General features: G+C 40.1%; 16 protein-coding genes. 5 read left to right on the top strand and 11 right to left on the bottom strand.

Annotation, left to right across the window (positions count from 1 at the left end; genetic code table 11):
- Nucleotides 1-2 precede the first annotated feature (2 nt).
- Complete coding sequence (gene mdtJ, locus CUB63_RS02765; RefSeq protein ID WP_109847399.1) at nt 3-443, bottom strand: multidrug/spermidine efflux SMR transporter subunit MdtJ; 441 nt, start codon at nt 441-443, stop codon at nt 3-5.
- A gap of 575 nt (nt 444-1,018) precedes the next feature.
- The gene (gene zwf, locus CUB63_RS02760; RefSeq protein ID WP_109397573.1) at nt 1,019-2,494 is read right to left on the bottom strand and encodes a glucose-6-phosphate dehydrogenase; all 1,476 of its coding nucleotides are present in this window, start codon (nt 2,492-2,494) and stop codon (nt 1,019-1,021) included.
- A gap of 352 nt (nt 2,495-2,846) precedes the next feature.
- On the opposite strand from zwf, the gene CUB63_RS02755 reads away from it, so the two are divergent.
- Complete coding sequence (locus CUB63_RS02755) at nt 2,847-3,689, top strand: MurR/RpiR family transcriptional regulator (RefSeq protein WP_006536609.1); 843 nt, start codon at nt 2,847-2,849, stop codon at nt 3,687-3,689.
- 231 nt (nt 3,690-3,920) lie between these two features.
- Complete coding sequence (gene pyk / locus CUB63_RS02750; protein ID WP_072064013.1) at nt 3,921-5,363, top strand: pyruvate kinase; 1,443 nt, start codon at nt 3,921-3,923, stop codon at nt 5,361-5,363.
- Nucleotides 5,364-5,437: 74 nt separating this feature from the next.
- Here pyk and lpxM read toward each other — a convergent pair whose 3' ends face one another.
- The 3 genes from lpxM to znuA form a co-directional block, all read right to left on the bottom strand.
- On the bottom strand, nt 5,438-6,412 hold the full coding sequence (gene lpxM, locus CUB63_RS02745) for a lauroyl-Kdo(2)-lipid IV(A) myristoyltransferase (RefSeq protein ID WP_006536607.1): 975 nt from the start codon (nt 6,410-6,412) through the stop codon (nt 5,438-5,440).
- Nucleotides 6,413-6,517: 105 nt separating this feature from the next.
- Nucleotides 6,518-7,843: a murein DD-endopeptidase MepM gene (gene mepM / locus CUB63_RS02740; RefSeq protein ID WP_006536606.1), complete on the bottom strand. Its 1,326-nt coding sequence runs from the start codon at nt 7,841-7,843 to the stop codon at nt 6,518-6,520.
- 12 nt (nt 7,844-7,855) lie between these two features.
- Nucleotides 7,856-8,800, bottom strand: a complete 945-nt coding sequence (gene znuA / locus CUB63_RS02735) for a zinc ABC transporter substrate-binding protein ZnuA (protein WP_006536605.1) — start codon at nt 8,798-8,800, stop codon at nt 7,856-7,858.
- 74 nt (nt 8,801-8,874) lie between these two features.
- Between znuA and znuC the strand changes: the two genes are divergently transcribed.
- Nucleotides 8,875-9,600, top strand: a complete 726-nt coding sequence (znuC, locus tag CUB63_RS02730; protein ID WP_006536604.1) for a zinc ABC transporter ATP-binding protein ZnuC — start codon at nt 8,875-8,877, stop codon at nt 9,598-9,600.
- Nucleotides 9,593-10,378, top strand: coding sequence for a zinc ABC transporter permease subunit ZnuB (znuB, locus tag CUB63_RS02725; protein ID WP_109847398.1), 786 nt, complete (start codon nt 9,593-9,595; stop codon nt 10,376-10,378). Before znuC ends, znuB begins: the two co-directional genes overlap by 8 nt.
- 231 nt (nt 10,379-10,609) lie before the next feature.
- On the opposite strand, the gene ruvB is transcribed toward znuB, so the two are convergent.
- The 6 genes from ruvB to aspS form a co-directional block, all read right to left on the bottom strand.
- The gene (gene ruvB / locus CUB63_RS02720) at nt 10,610-11,620 is read right to left on the bottom strand and encodes a Holliday junction branch migration DNA helicase RuvB (RefSeq protein ID WP_006536601.1); all 1,011 of its coding nucleotides are present in this window, start codon (nt 11,618-11,620) and stop codon (nt 10,610-10,612) included.
- Between the two features lie 12 nt (nt 11,621-11,632).
- Nucleotides 11,633-12,253, bottom strand: a complete 621-nt coding sequence (gene ruvA, locus CUB63_RS02715; RefSeq protein WP_109847397.1) for a Holliday junction branch migration protein RuvA — start codon at nt 12,251-12,253, stop codon at nt 11,633-11,635.
- Between the two features lie 103 nt (nt 12,254-12,356).
- A complete protein-coding gene (gene ruvC / locus CUB63_RS02710; RefSeq protein WP_006536599.1) occupies nt 12,357-12,878 on the bottom strand; it encodes a crossover junction endodeoxyribonuclease RuvC in 522 nt (173 codons plus the stop codon).
- A gap of 124 nt (nt 12,879-13,002) precedes the next feature.
- Nucleotides 13,003-13,758: a YebC/PmpR family DNA-binding transcriptional regulator gene (locus CUB63_RS02705; RefSeq protein WP_006536597.1), complete on the bottom strand. Its 756-nt coding sequence runs from the start codon at nt 13,756-13,758 to the stop codon at nt 13,003-13,005.
- Between the two features lie 27 nt (nt 13,759-13,785).
- Nucleotides 13,786-14,220: a dihydroneopterin triphosphate diphosphatase gene (gene nudB / locus CUB63_RS02700; protein ID WP_109847396.1), complete on the bottom strand. Its 435-nt coding sequence runs from the start codon at nt 14,218-14,220 to the stop codon at nt 13,786-13,788.
- Between the two features lie 3 nt (nt 14,221-14,223).
- Nucleotides 14,224-16,008, bottom strand: coding sequence for an aspartate--tRNA ligase (gene aspS, locus CUB63_RS02695; protein ID WP_006536595.1), 1,785 nt, complete (start codon nt 16,006-16,008; stop codon nt 14,224-14,226).
- 265 nt (nt 16,009-16,273) lie between these two features.
- Here aspS and CUB63_RS02690 point away from each other — a divergent pair, with 265 nt between their 5' ends.
- Nucleotides 16,274-16,672: an MAPEG family protein gene (locus CUB63_RS02690; RefSeq protein ID WP_006536594.1), complete on the top strand. Its 399-nt coding sequence runs from the start codon at nt 16,274-16,276 to the stop codon at nt 16,670-16,672.
- Nucleotides 16,673-16,810: the final 138 nt, after the last annotated feature.

Below are 16,810 nucleotides of genomic sequence, written 5' to 3'. Positions count from 1 at the left end.
AATTAAGCCTCCTTGATATTAGCTGGAATTGGCTTATTTGCTCCTTTTACAGCACTGGCAACGTGCTTAGCTTTACCGGCGATACTTTTTACCGAATCAGTTGTTTTCTTAGCAACAGTCAATTTTTTAGTACCTGATTTGATAAGCGTGATCCCTGCAATTAACATCGCTAGACCACCTAATTTTAATGGTGACAGCGATTCACCAAACCACAGAACGCTGAATGTTGTAATAATGACAATTCCAATACCTTCCCATAGTGCATATGCTACACCTAATGCCACTTTCTTAACGGCTATGGCTAAAAAGATATAGGAAGTGGCAATCATTAACCACATCACTATCATACCGGTGTAACCACCGCTTACACTGGCGTACTTCATTGATAAAGTACCGATAACTTCACAAACGATAGCTAATGCTAAAAATATCCAATAAATCATTTTTCATCTCTCATACACATTTGAAATACGCCGAAACGTTTCTTGCGCAGGAAGATAGAGAATATGTAGATAGTCTTTCTGGCGGCATTAAAAGCCGAACGTTAAGGCAACGTCATTTCCTGATTGCGTCAGGAATTAAGATGAGAGATTTCTATAATGCGCCACACCAGTAGTGTTCGCTGGATAAAATAGCAGAAAGGAATAACTTATAGGTAGAACGTTTAACTTTGACGCTTTTGGCGCTAGTCATGATTATTTATTCTTTCATCGCACAGACCATCCGCACGATATACTCCGAACCCTCATATAAGATGGTTAAATGTTACATCATATTTCTATCATGCCGAATTATTTAAAGCAATGCCTTTTCGCAAAATATTTTTGTTAATTGATTGGTTTTATTTAAGTTTTAGTTTCTAGCCAAAATCAGATTGCATAGTTAATCAACAGTTTTACGCTCCTTCAGTAGTTTTATTCATCTAAATTGCTGGAATTATGCTTAAAGGTGTTTAGCTGATACAAAAACACCCAGCATAACTGGGTGTTTTCTCTTGAGAATGGACAATTAAAACCAATTATTCAATTTCATTCCATGAACGACCATCACGAGTGATCATTGCTACAGATGCAACAGGTCCCCATGTACCCGCTTGGTAAGGCTTAGGTAGCTCATTATCGCATTCCCATGCATTGATAATTGAATCAACCCATTTCCATGCTTCTTCTACTTCATCACGACGCACGAACAACGCTTGAATGCCACGCATGGCTTCTAACAATAAACGCTCGTAAGCATCTGCTAAATGCGTTTGATTGAATGTTTCCGAGAAACTCAAGTCAAGCTTAGTTGTTTGTAAACGGTGTTTATGATCGAGTCCTGGCGCTTTATTTAGCACTTCGATATCGATCCCTTCATCTGGCTGTAAACGTATAGTAAGCTTATTTTGTGGTAACTCTTGATAAGTCTCACTGAAAATATTCAGCGCAGGCTTTTTAAAATAAACCACAACTTCTGAACATTTACTTGGTAGACGCTTACCTGTTCTTAAATAGAACGGAACACCAGCCCAACGCCAATTATCGATATCAGCACGAATTGCCACAAATGTTTCTGTATTGCTGGTTTTATTGGCACCTTCTTCATCAAGATAACCGGGTACTTTTTTACCCTGTACAAAGCCACCAGTATATTGTCCACGAACCGTTTTTTCGCGAATATTTGTGTTATCAATACGGCGTAATGAGCGTAAAACTTTCACTTTTTCTTGACGAATACTGTCAGCAGTTAAATCAGCTGGTGGAGACATCGCAATCATAGTTAGGATTTGTAATAGGTGATTTTGCACCATATCACGCATTTGACCTGCTTGATCAAAATATCCCCAACGCCCTTCAATACCCACTTCTTCTGCAACTGTAATTTGGACATGATCAATCGTTTTATTGTCCCAGTTGTTAACAAAAAGGGAATTGGCAAAACGAAGAGCTAGAAGGTTTAATACCGTTTCTTTACCTAAATAGTGGTCAATACGATAAATTTGGCTCTCTTTAAAGTATTTTGCCACACTATCATTAATAGAAACTGAAGAGGCTAAATCTGTCCCTAATGGTTTTTCCATTACGACGCGGTTTGGCTCTTTATTTAATTTTGCATGACCTAATCCCTGACACATTGCACTAAAGGTACTAGGTGGCATCGCAAAATAGTAGATAGCAGGTAACTTATCTTGTTTTAGGTGTTTTGATAATTCAATAAAATGGTCTGTTTCATTGACATCAAGATTACAAAAATCGAGACGATCACTTAAACGTTGCCAAATTTCAGGATTAATTTCTTCTTTTAAAAAGGTTTTTAACGCTTCATGAGCGACATTTTTATATGCCTCAACATCCCAATCAGCACGGCCGACACCAATAATACGAGAGTCAGGGTGAATATATCCTGCTTTTTCCAATTGATATAATGATGGAATGAGCTTACGGCGTGCTAGATCCCCTTTCGTACCGAAGATAACCAGATCACAAGCCTGAGCAGTCGATATCGCTGCCATAGAACGTCTCCTCATGATGAGATTTTGTAATTTTGTTACAGAATTTTGTATTAATGTACTCTTTTGGATGTATTCAGTAAATACACTTGCACATTTTAGTCTCTAACTTACCACACATATTGTAATGCTTCATTTTATGACCCATGTTTTTATCTTTTCTTGTAACTTTACTACAGTTTTGTTTCTTGTTTTCAGTATTGAAAGTTAGACACACGTCATACTTTAACGAAAAAAGCTCTGTTTACCGATGGTTTACACTGCAAGCCTTGTTCTTTGCGTAGTATATTTTCATAAAACCGTTATAGATTTCTCCTTTTATTGAAATTGGCAAAGCCAAGGATCTGTATATTTAATGAATATATTGGAAAGGGTTCAGTCTAATCTGGACATCTTGAGTAAATCAGAAAAAAAAGTCGCAGAGGCTGTTTTAACTGCGCCACAAACAGTTATCCATTCAAGTATTGCCTTAATGGCTAAAACAGCTGATGTCAGTGAACCGACTGTTAATCGTTTTTGCCGACGCATGGCAACAAAAGGATTTCCTGATTTCAAATTACAATTAGCACAAAGCATTGCTAACGGCACGCCTTATGTAAATCGTAATATTGATGATTCCGATACGGTCTCTTCTTATACCAATAAAATTTTTGAATCTGCAATGGCGGGACTTGAGGACGTTAAAAATAATATTGATATCGCCGCAATCAATCGTGCAGTTGATATTTTGACGCAAGCTAAGAAAATCTCTTTTTTTGGCTTAGGCGCATCAGCAGCGGTAGCTCACGATGCCATGAATAAGTTTTCTCGTTTTAATATTCCTGTCACTTACTTTGATGACGTTGTTATGCAACGTATGAGTTGCATAAATAGTACTGATGGTGATGTGGTCGTTGTTATTTCCCATACAGGACGCACTAAAAATCTCATTGAAATAGCTAAAATTGCGCGTGAAAACGATGCCGCAGTAATTGCTATTACGACACCTGGCTCACTTTTAGCCTCTGAAGCCACCCTCCCTATTTTACTTGATGTGCCTGAAGATACTGATATCTACATGCCAATGATCTCTCGCCTTGCACAACTCACTATTATTGATGTTCTCGCAACAGGATTTATTTTACGCCGAGGACCAAAATTCAGAGATAACTTGAAGCGCGTCAAAGAAGCTTTACGTGATTCACGGTTTGATAAGTAACCGTTTTTAATTATTCTGTTAGTATTGTCACACTTACGATTGTGCCCCTGACTAGATAACTTTTTGAAAAATGGTAGCATATCTGCGAGCTAACTCTCGCATATACTGAAAACAGTAGTGTATGTTGCAATTAGCTTGAAGCGTTTCACTTAACATATTGGGCAAAACACAGTCTGATTTCTGTTTTATCCAATTGCCAACACCTTTCGTTCAAGGTCAACGGAGTAATACATGTCCAGACGGCTCAGAAGAACAAAAATTGTTACCACCTTAGGCCCAGCAACAGATCGTGATAATAACCTAGAAAAAATTATTATTGCTGGTGCGAATGTTGTTCGATTAAATTTCTCTCATGGTTCTGCGGAAGATCATCTTGCTCGCGCAAATCGTACGCGTGAAATTGCTGCAAGATTAGGTCGCCATGTTGCTATTCTTGGGGATTTACAAGGCCCTAAAATCCGTGTATCTACCTTTAAAGATGGAAAAGTTTTCCTGAATGTCGGTGATAAATTCTTACTTGATGCAGCGCTCGAAAAAGGCGAAGGTAATCAAAATCAAGTGGGTATTGATTATAAAGGCTTACCAGCCGATGTAGTTCCAGGTGATATTTTACTTCTTGATGATGGTCGAGTTCAGTTAAAAGTCCTCAAAGTAGATGGTTTAAAAGTCTTTACTGAAGTGACTGTCGGAGGCCCATTATCTAACAATAAAGGCATTAATAAGCTCGGTGGAGGCCTCTCTGCCGATGCATTAACAGAAAAAGATAAGCAAGATATTATCACCGCTGCAAAAATCGGTGTTGATTACCTTGCTGTTTCATTCCCAAGAACGGGCGAAGATCTTAACCTTGCCCGCCGTTTAGCTCGTGATGCAGGCTGTGAATGCCAAATAGTTTCAAAAGTAGAGCGCGCTGAAGCAGTTGCTAATGATGAAATCATTGATGAAATCATCCTTGCTTCGGATGTAGTTATGGTTGCGCGTGGCGATTTAGGCGTTGAAATAGGTGATCCTGAGTTAGTTGGCGTACAGAAAAAATTAATTCGTCGTGCTCGTCAGCTTAATCGGGTCGTTATCACTGCCACTCAAATGATGGAGTCAATGATAACAAATCCAATGCCAACCCGTGCCGAAGTAATGGATGTTGCTAACGCCGTATTAGATGGTACTGATGCCGTTATGCTTTCAGCAGAAACTGCAGCAGGACAATATCCAGCAGAAACAGTCGCTTCGATGGCACAGGTCTGCTTAGGCGCTGAAAAAATGCCAGCAGCTAATGTTTCTAAGCATCGCTTAGATATGGTGTTTGATACCGTGGAAGAAGCCATTGCGATGTCTACCATGTATGCAGCTAACCATATGAAAGGCGTTAATGCCATTATTGCGATGACAGAATCTGGTCGTACTGCACGCATGATGTCTCGTATTAGTACTGGTTTACCTATTTTCTCAATGTCTCGCCATGAGAAAACATTAAACCAAACGGCACTTTATCGTGGCGTGACCCCTGTCTATTGTAGTACGCATACTGATGGTATTGCTGCGGCTAATGAAGCAATAGGTCGTTTACGTGATAAGGGTTTCTTAGTCTCAGGTGATTTAGTGTTAGTCACTCAAGGTGACCAAATGGGTACAATCGGCAGCACTAATACATGCCGTATTTTGACTGTTGAATAATACCGAGTTGTCAATCTTAATAGCAAAACGGGCACTTAATTAAGTGCCCGTTTTTATATTGACTTATTAGCTGACTAATCCAATATATTTTCACGAGCGTAAGGCTCTATTTCGCCCTCTTTACGTGTCTTCAGTAATTTTAAGATCCACGTATATTGCTCTGGTGTCGGTGTCACGAGTGCTTCTAACTCTTCATTCATTCTGCGTGCAATGTACGTATCATCTTTATCTTCAATATCATCCATTGGTTCACGAATAATAATGTGAAGCTGATGTGTTTTATGACAATACACTGGAAACAACGGTACAATAGCTGCTCGGCATACTTTCATTAACCGCCCAATCGCAGGTAATGTCGCTTTATAGGTGCCGAAAAAATCCACAAATTGACTATGCTCTGCGCCATGATCTTGATCTGGCAAATAATAGCCCCAGTAACCTTGTCGCACAGAAGAAATAAAAGGCTTAATACCTGCTTCGCGAGAATGTAATCGACCGTCAAAATGATGACGGGCTTTATTCCATAAATAATCAGCCACGGGATCTTTTTGGTGGTGAAACATCGCCGCCATTTGCTGGCCTTTAGCGGCTAATAACATGGCAGGAATATCTACTGCCCAGCCATGAGGCACCATAAAAATAACATTACGGCCTTGCTCTTTAAAACGTTCGATGATCTCTAAGCCCTGCCAGCTTGTTCGTTTTAATATGTGCTCAGGCCCTCTTAAACAAAGCTCTGCCAACATCACAAAGGATTGAGGTGCAGTTTCAAACATGCTGTCGAGTACATTTTCACGCTGCGTTTTATTCCATGTTGGAAAACAGTATCTCAAGTTGATATCTGCACGACGTCTTGCGCTTTTCGCTTTACGTCCAACAAAACGACCAATAGCAGCAAGAAATGGATCACGCCACTTTACTGGCATATAAGCTAAAACACTTAATACACCTGCACCTAACCATGTTCCCCAATGACGAGGATGCAAATAAGCACAGTGAAAAGTGGGTACATAACCCGCTTTGCTATCTGTATCTTTTTCTTTATTCATCAGATAACTCTCTGAATTGATACCCTAAATAGGCGTAAAAAACATTAAAACAAAAACGGATGATATCAATCATCCGCTTTTATGTCTTTAAAATCATGTTTATTGTCAATCAGCTAGCACTAATTGAGGTTTAATCTCTTTTACTTTAGCAAGATATTCTTGTTTATCTTTACCCGTTAAACCATCAGCTCGAGGCAACGTTGCCGTTAGTGGATTGACTGCTTGTTGGTTGATCCACAGCTCATAGTGCAAATGAGGCCCAGTAGAACGACCGGTATTCCCTGATAAGGCAATTCTATCGCCACGTTTAACACGTTGCCCAGGTTTTACTAATAATTGACGTAAATGCATATAACGTGTCGTGTATTGGCTGCCATGACGAATAGCGATAAAGTTACCCGCAGCACCACTGTATTTCGCAACAATAACTTCACCATCCCCTGTTGCTAATACGGGGGTTCCTACTGGCATAGCAAAATCGACACCTTTATGGGCAGCTAAACGTCCCGTAACAGGATTAATACGACGAGGATTAAATTGAGAGGAAACTCTAAACTGCTTCACTGTTGGGAAGCGCATAAATCCACGCTCTAATCCACCAGCTTGGCTATCGTAAAAACGACCATCTTCAGCAAGGAATGCATAATAATCTTTACCAGCACTACGTAAACGCACACCAATAAGTTCACTTTGCTCTGTACGACCATCAAGCACTTCACGAGAAAAAAGTGCAGCAAATTGATCGCCACTTTGTAGTTTTTTAAAGTCTACTTGCCATTGCAATGCTTTAGTCACTGCACGAGCTTCTGAATTAGTTAAACCTGCATTTGTTGCGCTAACAGAGAAACTACCACGAATAACACCGCTGGTAACGCTGTTTTTCCATTCCCCTTTTTGAAACTCTTTTGTTTCTTTGAATCCTGTTTCTGTTCGGGTATAAACGCGAGTTTCACGACGAGAAACACCCCAGTTTAATTCTTGAAGCAACCCATTATCATCAAGTTCCCAGCTAATTGATTGTCCAATCTTGAGATTTCTGAGATCTTTATTTTGATTAGAAATAGTTGCGATATCAGAAGAATCAATACCAAACTGAGTCAATATTGAACTTAGTGAATCACCACTAGAGACAATATAAGTATGAGGGACTTGTGCAACTGCAGTGCTTGTATCTGTACCATCTTCCGCACCAACCAACCCTTCATCAGTAAGTTGATCACTACTATCAGTGATAATGTCATCTGTATTTTCACTTTGTACTGCGGAAGGCATTTGAATACTGACAGGAACTTCTCGGTTTTGCTCATTTTGAAGAACCACTGGTCGCCAAATTGCGACGGCCAGTGTTGCTGCAGTTAATGAACCAAGCATGATTTTATGTGGGAGTGGTAAACTTAAATATACCTGTGCAATGGATTTCTTCTGCTGCACGTTATTAATTCCTTATTGTGTTTCATTCAGGCAGCTCGCATATTGGTTAGCTAGTTGGGTAAGGAATTTTATATAGCTCTCTTGAGTCAGAGCAATCCCACTTCCTAGGGGATCTAATACACCCATTTTAACCCCAGTGCCTTTCGCCACTGTTTCTATTACCGTCGGCCTAAATTGTGGCTCAGCAAAAATGCAGGTTGCTTTTTGCTCAACCAACTGTGTTCGTATTTGATGTAATTTCTGTGCACCCGGCTGTATTTCAGGGTTGATAGTAAAATGACCTAACGGCTTTAAATTATAATGTTTTTCGAAGTAGCCATAAGCATCATGAAAGACAAAATAACCCTTATTTCTCACAGGCGACAGAATATTAACAAGATTCTTATCAGTTTGCTTGAGTTGTTCGCTGAATTTACCTAGGTTTACGTCCAGAAGTTCTTTTTTATCTGGATAGAGTGTAATTAACCTTTCGTGGATCTGTTTTGCAGACGACAACGCAATTTCTGGTGATAACCAGATGTGCATATTATAATCACCGTGAGAATGATGTTCGTGATTTTCCTCATGTTTATGCACATTGTCACCTTCATCTTTCAATAAAAGCGACTTTATTTCTTTAGTTTCCGTTAAAGCCAACTTATGATTGTCAGTAAGCCTATTTAATGGCTTATCTAAAAACACTTCCATATCAGGCCCCACCCATACCATCAGGTCTGCGGAGGTGATTTTTTTCAAATCAGAAGGTTTTAATGCATAATCGTGTGGAGATGCCCCATCTGGCAATAAAACTTCTGTTGGTGTTACCCCATCAGCGATAGCTGCCGCAATAAATCCTAATGGCCTAATGGAAACGACGACATCAGCCTGCACTGAAGCACTGAATGAGCTTATCATCGCTGTCGTTAAAAATGATTTCAATAAAAAACGATGCGCAAATTTGTTGTTTTTATGTAACATAGGAAGAATTCTCGTGAATCATCATTGGGAATGTTATATTATAACGTTTCAATGATTCTGCAAGTGCTAATTTTATGTCTGACTTGATTTGTTTAAAATCGGTTTGTGTTTCTTTTGGTGAAAGAGAAATTTTAAAAGATATCTCTTTTAATCTAAAAGCAGGCCGTATTCTTACTTTACTTGGCCCTAATGGTGCCGGTAAATCTACAGTTATCCGTTTAGTTCTTGGTTTATTAAATCCAACCTCAGGAAAAGTTGAGCGTCTAAACGCGCTACGAGTAGGTTATGTGCCACAAAAACTTTATCTTGAGCCAACCATGCCACTCACCGTTAAACGTTTTATGACACTAAAACCGGGTGTCCATAATAAAGATATTCTCCCCGCTTTAGAACGAGTTAATGCGGCTAAATTAATTGATCAACCAATGCAGAAACTTTCTGGTGGTGAGTCTCAACGTGTATTGTTAGCAAGAGCATTACTTAATCAACCTCAACTTTTAGTTTTAGATGAACCCACCCAAGGTGTTGATGTTAATGGTCAATTAGCACTTTATGATTTAATTAATCAGCTCCGTCATGAATTAGGTTGTGCCATCTTGATGGTTTCTCATGATCTTCATCTTGTGATGGCAAAAACAGACGAAGTGCTCTGTTTAAATGGTCATATTTGCTGTTCGGGCACACCTGACGTTGTTTCTTCACACCCTGAATTTATTGCCATGTTTGGAAGTCGTGGTGCTGAGCAACTTGGTATTTATCGTCATCATCATCAGCATAGTAAGGAGTGTCGTCATGATTGAGTTGCTGTTACCGGGTTGGATTGCCGGTATGCTCTTAGCAATGGCGGCAGGCCCTTTGGGCTCTTTTGTCGTTTGGCGCCGTATGTCTTATTTTGGTGATACACTAGCACACGCCTCACTACTTGGTGTTGCTTTTGGTTTGCTGTTTAATATCGAGCCTTTTTATGCTGTTATTGCCGTCACACTTCTTCTTGCTATTTTATTAGTGTGGTTAGAATTAAAACCTCAACTTTCTGTTGATACTCTTTTAGGGATCATGGCACACAGTGCGCTTTCTTTAGGGCTTGTGGTTGTGAGTTTAATGTCCAATGTGCGCGTTGATTTAATGGCATACCTATTTGGTGATTTGCTCTCAGTTAACTATCAAGATGTCATTAGTATTTTTATTGGCGTTGTAATTGTTTTATGTGTGATTATCCGTTCATGGCGTCCATTGCTTTCCATGACAATTAATCAAGATATGGCATTTGTTGATGGTGTAAATATTCAGCGAGAACGCTTAAAACTAATGATGATCACTGCACTAACCATTGGTTTAGCCATGAAATTTGTTGGAGCATTAATTATCACCTCACTGCTCATTATTCCTGCCGCAACGGCACGTCGTTTTGCGCGCTCACCAGAACAAATGGCTCTGATTGCAATCGCTGTTGGTATGCTGGCAATTACTGGCGGTTTAACCTTCTCTGCTTTCTATGACACTCCAGCAGGCCCTTCTGTGGTTTTAGCGGCGAGTTGTCTATTTATCTTAAGTTTATTTGCACCAACTAAACAGTAATATTTCCAGCCTGTTAGATAAATAAACCCCAACAACGCTATGTTATTGGGGTTTATTTTTATCTTTTTTCATTAATTATCTGAAAACTAATATTTCTATTTTTTACTTAATTCTGTTTCATCTATAGGAGCATAAATTAGCACACTAACATCCGTTAAGGGTTCCATTAAAAGATTGCCTCGAGTCAGTTCTATCATTTAAATCACCTTCAACCTCATACAGATATAAATATTAAGGCTCTTCTACAATACGATTAAAATGGCGATAGGCGTGATTAGTAGCAACTCGGCCTCGTGGTGTGCGCTGAATAAAACCTTGCTGAATTAAATAAGGCTCTAATACGTCTTCTATGGTTTCACGCTCTTCACCAATAGCAGCCGCAAGGTTATCTAATCCTACTGGGCCACCCATAAATTTATCAATAATGGCGAAAAGGAGTTTACGATCTAAATAATCAAAACCTGCCGCATCCACATTCAACATATCAAGCGCTTTAGAAGCAATCTCTTCATCAATAGCACCATTGCCTTTTACTTGGGCAAAGTCTCTCACACGGCGTAACAATCGGTTAGTAATGCGCGGAGTGCCTCGTGAACGCATAGCAATTTGACGAGCCCCCTCATCTGTCATCTCTAGTCCCATAAAACTAGCACTACGAGAAACAATGTGTTGAAGATCGTCAACATGATAAAACTCGAGACGTTGAACAATACCAAAACGGTCACGCAATGGCGATGTTAAAGAACCCGCTCTTGTAGTTGCGCCTACTAAGGTAAATGGAGGTAAGTCAATTTTAATTGAACGAGCCGCAGGCCCCTCACCAATCATGATATCAAGTTGATAATCTTCCATTGCTGGGTAAAGAATTTCTTCGACAACAGGTGAAAGACGATGAATTTCATCAATAAATAATACGTCGTGAGGCTCAAGGTTAGTTAGCATAGCCGCGAGATCACCCGCTTTTTCAAGTACAGGGCCTGATGTCGTACGTAAATTAACCCCCATTTCATTAGCAATAATATTCGCCAATGTGGTTTTACCTAATCCGGGAGGTCCGAAGATTAGCAAATGATCGAGTGCATCATGACGCAATTTAGCCGCCTGAATAAAAATCTCCATTTGTTCTCGAACTTGCGGTTGCCCAACATATTCGGCAAGAGATTTAGGGCGAATAGCCCTATCAATAATTTCTTCTTCAGGTTGTTGAATTTCTGCTGAAATCAGGCGATCTGCTTCAATCACAATGTGTTACTCCTAAATAGCCGCGCGTAACGCTTCTCTGATAAGCGTCTCACTATCTGTACCCAGTTTTGCCACTTTGCTGATCATTTTTGCAGCTTCTTGTGGTTTATAGCCTAACGCGATTAATGCAGCAGAGGCTTCGGCTTCAATATCAGCCGCTTTTGGTGCTTTAGATGGAGTGCTTTCTGGTAACTCGATATCACTATTTTCGAATAAATCACCATTAAGGCCTTTAAAACGATCTTTCATTTCAACCACTAAACGCTCGGCTGTTTTCTTACCGACACCCGGTAATTTTACTAATGAAGAGATAGATTCATTTTCAATCGCGGTCACAAATTGACGAGCCGACATCCCCGATAAAATAGCGAGTGCCAGTTTTGGGCCGACGCCATTGACTTTAATTAATTCACGAAAGAGTGCACGCTCTTTTTTTTGGTTAAAGCCATAAAGTAATTGAGCATCTTCACGTACGATAAATTGCGTATAGATAATGGCTTCTTGGCCAATATCAGGCAGTTCATAAAAACAGGTCATTGGCATATTGATTTCATAACCCACACCATTACCCGCCTCGATTAGCACCACTGGTGGCTGTTTTTCAAGAATAATTCCTCTGATACGACCTATCACCCTAACGCCTCCGCAAAAATAATTACGTCAAGTTTATAACATAAAAAAAGCTGGACGTATATCCAGCTTGTGAAAAACCAAAGACATTTACCAAGATAACAACTTATCTTAACCGACCTCGCGTTAAAACCAGACGCGGATCACCCACACGTAATAAATTTTGGTTAAAGTGACAATGTGTAATTGCAATCGCCAACGCATCGGCAGCATCTGATTGTGGTGCGGCAGATAATTTTAATATTGAACGCACCATATGCTGTACTTGGCTTTTTTCGGCTGCACCCGTACCCACAACGGTCTGTTTGACTTGACGAGCGGCATATTCAAAAACAGGAAGATCGTTATTAACGGCAGCAAGTATTGCTACACCACGCGCTTGCCCAAGTTTAAGTGCAGAATCGGCATTTTTAGCCATAAATACTTGTTCAACCGCAAACACATCTGGCGAAAATTGAGTAATGATTTCGCTGACACCAGCATAAATACGTTTAAGTCGATTAGGAAGGTCGGGAACTTGTGTGCGAATACAACCACTTCCCAAATAGATAAGTTGTCGCCCTTGCTGTCGAATTACGCCATAGCCTGTAACACGTGAACCGGGGTCTATACCTAGAATGATAGCCATATCAATTCCTGTTGCCGATATGGTCGATGGCGAGAGAAAAGAGCAAAAAAGTCTGCTCTGCTCTTCTCTTCGCACTTTTAACAACAGCGTTAAACACCGTTATTTTCGATAATCGTTAGAACGATTACAGGATATCTTCCAGTTGTTTTGCAACTTCATCTGAGATATCACCGTTGTGATACACTTCTTGTACATCATCACTGTCTTCTAACATATCAATAAGACGCATTAATTTTGGTGCAGTTTCAATATCTAATTCTGCTTTAGTCGATGGGATCATTGAAACTTCGGCTGACTCAGCAACAAAACCTGCTGCATCCATCGCATCTTTTACTTCACCAAAAGATTCTGGTGTGGTGTATACATCAATAGCGCCATCATCATAAGTTTCAACGTCATCCGCACCTGCTTCTAACGCCGCTTCCATAACAGCATCTTCATCAACACCCGGTGCGTAAGAAATAACACCTTTTTTGGTGAAAAGATAAGAAACTGAACCATCCGTTCCTAAGTTACCACCTGTTTTGGTAAATGCATGGCGAACATCGGAAACAGTACGGTTACGATTATCACTTAAGCATTCAACCATCACAGCAGTACCCGCAGGGCCATAGCCTTCATAGATGATAGTTTCCATATTATCATTTTCATCATTACCCACACCGCGTGCAATCGCACGGTTTAAGGTGTCACGAGTCATGTTGTTTGATAATGCTTTATCAACTGCCGCACGTAAACGCGGGTTAGTTGCAGGATCACCACCACCTAAACGTGCTGCTGTAACTAATTCACGGATGATTTTAGTGAAAATTTTACCGCGTTTCGCATCTTGCGCTGCTTTACGGTGTTTTGTATTGGCCCATTTACTATGACCTGCCATGAAATATCTCCAAACGTGGTCTAATCATTAAATAACAAATTCTTCAATCGCTTGCTGATTACTGGCGGATTTTGTTAGTTTTGCCGCCAGTGGCGCGTCTAGCCATTGGTATTGAGAATGCTCAGTTAGCACAATATCTCGCTCTGCGGGCAGTGCTAACGTAAACCAATGCTCCTGACAATGAGTAACATCGGGTGCATAACGATGCCGAAAATGTGCAAAAATTTCAAAAATAATTGAGCGATGGCAATCCACCAACTCAAGATTTTCTTTTATGATATCAATTCCAACCTCTTCTTGCACTTCACGCAACGCCGTTTGAAAAGGGGTTTCGCCCTCTTCTAAACTGCCAGTCACAGATTGCCAGAAATCAGGATCATCTCGACGCTTTAGCATAAGCACCCGTTTACTTTCTTTTGCATAAATAACAACTAAAACGGATATCGGGCGCTTATATTTCATCATTTACTCTTTATCTTCGCTAACTTCTTTTTGAGTTACTGCAATCGCTAACTCTTTTAAAGCATCTTCATTAGCAAAGCTTGGTGCATTAGTCATTAAACACGCGGCAGCTGTTGTTTTAGGGAATGCAATAACATCACGAATGTTATCAGTACCCGTTAACAACATCACTAAACGGTCTAAACCAAAGGCTAAACCTGCATGTGGTGGCGTACCAAATTTAAGAGCCTCTAATAAGAAACCAAATTTCTCTTGTTGCTCATTCGGTGTAATACCTAAAATACCAAATACCGCTTGTTGCATTTCATTACGGTGAATACGTACTGAACCGCCACCTACCTCATAACCATTAATAACCATATCATACGCATTTGCCACAGCACCGACTGGGTGTGCAGTCAATTCAGCTGGTGATAAGTCTTTTGGTGAAGTAAATGGATGGTGCATTGCACTTAAACTACCGGTTTCTTCATCTTCTTCAAACATTGGGAAATCGATAACCCATAATGGTTTCCATGCATTTAAGTCAGTCAGTTCAAGATCACGACCCACTTTCAAACGCAGAGCCCCCATTGCATCACTCATAGTGCCTTTACGTCCCGCACCAAAGAAGATTAAATCGCCATCCGTTGCACCCGTTGTTTCTAAAATAGCGTTAACAACATCATTAGTCAGGAATTTGGCAATTGGGCTTTGTACCCCTTCAATGCCTTTAGCACTTTCGTTGACTTTCATCCACGCAAGGCCTTTAGCGCCGTAAATGCTAACAAATTGGGTATATTCATCGATATTTTTACGGGTTAATGATGCACCACCTGGTACACGCAATGCAATAACACGGCATTTTTCATCGTTGGCTGCTTGTGCAAACACACTGAACTCAACATCTTTGACTAAATCAGCAATATCTTTGAGTTCCATTGGGTTACGTAAATCAGGTTTGTCTGAACCATAACGGCGCATTGCTTCAGCAAAGGTCATGACAGGGAACGCACCTAAATCGACATTAAGAATATCCAACCATAATGCGTGGATCATACGCTCCATCACTTCGCGCACTTGATCTGCACTCATGAAAGAGGTTTCAACATCGATTTGTGTAAATTCAGGCTGACGGTCGGCACGTAAGTCTTCATCGCGGAAGCATTTTACGATTTGATAGTAACGATCAAAGCCAGACATCATTAACAGCTGTTTAAAAAGCTGTGGTGATTGTGGTAATGCGTAGAATTTACCTTTGTGTACACGACTTGGTACTAAATAGTCACGCGCACCTTCTGGTGTCGCTTTTGTCAGCATAGGGGTTTCAACATCAAGGAAACCTTCACCATCCATAAAACGGCGAACAAAGCTTGTGATTTTAGCTCGGGTTTTTAAGCGATCTGACATTTCTGGGCGACGCAGGTCTAAATAACGATAAGTTAAACGACGCTCTTCAGTATTTGTTTGATTGCTATCTAACGGTAATGGCTCTGAACGGTTAAAAATAGACAGAGATTCTGCCGCTAACTCAATTTCACCTGTTGCCATATTTTTATTAACTTGGCTATCAGGGCGAGCGCGTACTGTTCCTGTGACTTGAATACAAAATTCATTACGCAGTTCTGAAGCCTGAGAAAATGCCTCTTTCTGCTCTGGGTCAAAGAAGACTTGAACAATACCTTCGCGATCTCGCATATCAATAAAGATAAGCCCACCTAAATCACGGCGACGGTTAACCCAACCACAAAGAGTCACTTTTTGGCCCACATGGGCGCTATTCAACTGCCCACAATAATTAGTACGCATACAATATCCTTTTACTCAGCTTGTTGTGCTTTCTGCTGCGGAAATTTTGGCAATAGTCTTTTTCGAGTAGTGTCAAAAAAAAGGCAGACATTATAACGAAAATTCTTTCCGGAGATAAGAGTATAGACCTAGTTTATATGATACATCTTTTCAAGGATTTGCTAATCCCCAAACAATTAATTAATAATAATTATTTATAGCGACAGAAGTCGCTTTGAGGTTTATCATTAATTCGCCGTTTTTTGGCTTTGGCAATGGAGAAAAGATGGTTAGCTCGCTTTATATCATACTGGGCGCACTGTTATTGATTAAATTGTCCCTCAATGTCGTAAAACTCAGAACACAATATCGGGTTGCTTATGGCGATGGTGGCTTTTATGAATTACAAACAGCCATCCGTGTTCACGGCAATGCAGTAGAATATATCCCCATTTCCATGATCTTATTGCTGGTGATGGAAATGAATGGTGCTTTTGTTTGGATGGTACACATCTGTGGCTCAATTTTAATCGTAGGTCGCTTTTTACACTCTTATGGATTAAAACATCGTGAACTTAGCTGGCGTCGTTCAGGAATGGCAGCCACTTACTTATCAATGATATTGATGATCATTGCTAATATTTATTTCCTTCCTTGGATACAAATCTTTTCCTTTTATTACTAAGTCCTCGTGGGAATAACATGATCATCCATGATCAAAACTGACATCCTTGCTGTTGTGTCTAATAACGGCAAGGTATCAAAAAGGTTTATTTATTTTTCCCAATTTCTTTCTAAATAATGCAACTTTGTGAGCACCGTC

This window comes from Proteus penneri, assembly GCF_003144535.1.
GTDB lineage: Bacteria > Pseudomonadota > Gammaproteobacteria > Enterobacterales > Enterobacteriaceae > Proteus > Proteus penneri.
This window is presented reverse-complemented; position numbering and strand designations above follow the sequence as displayed.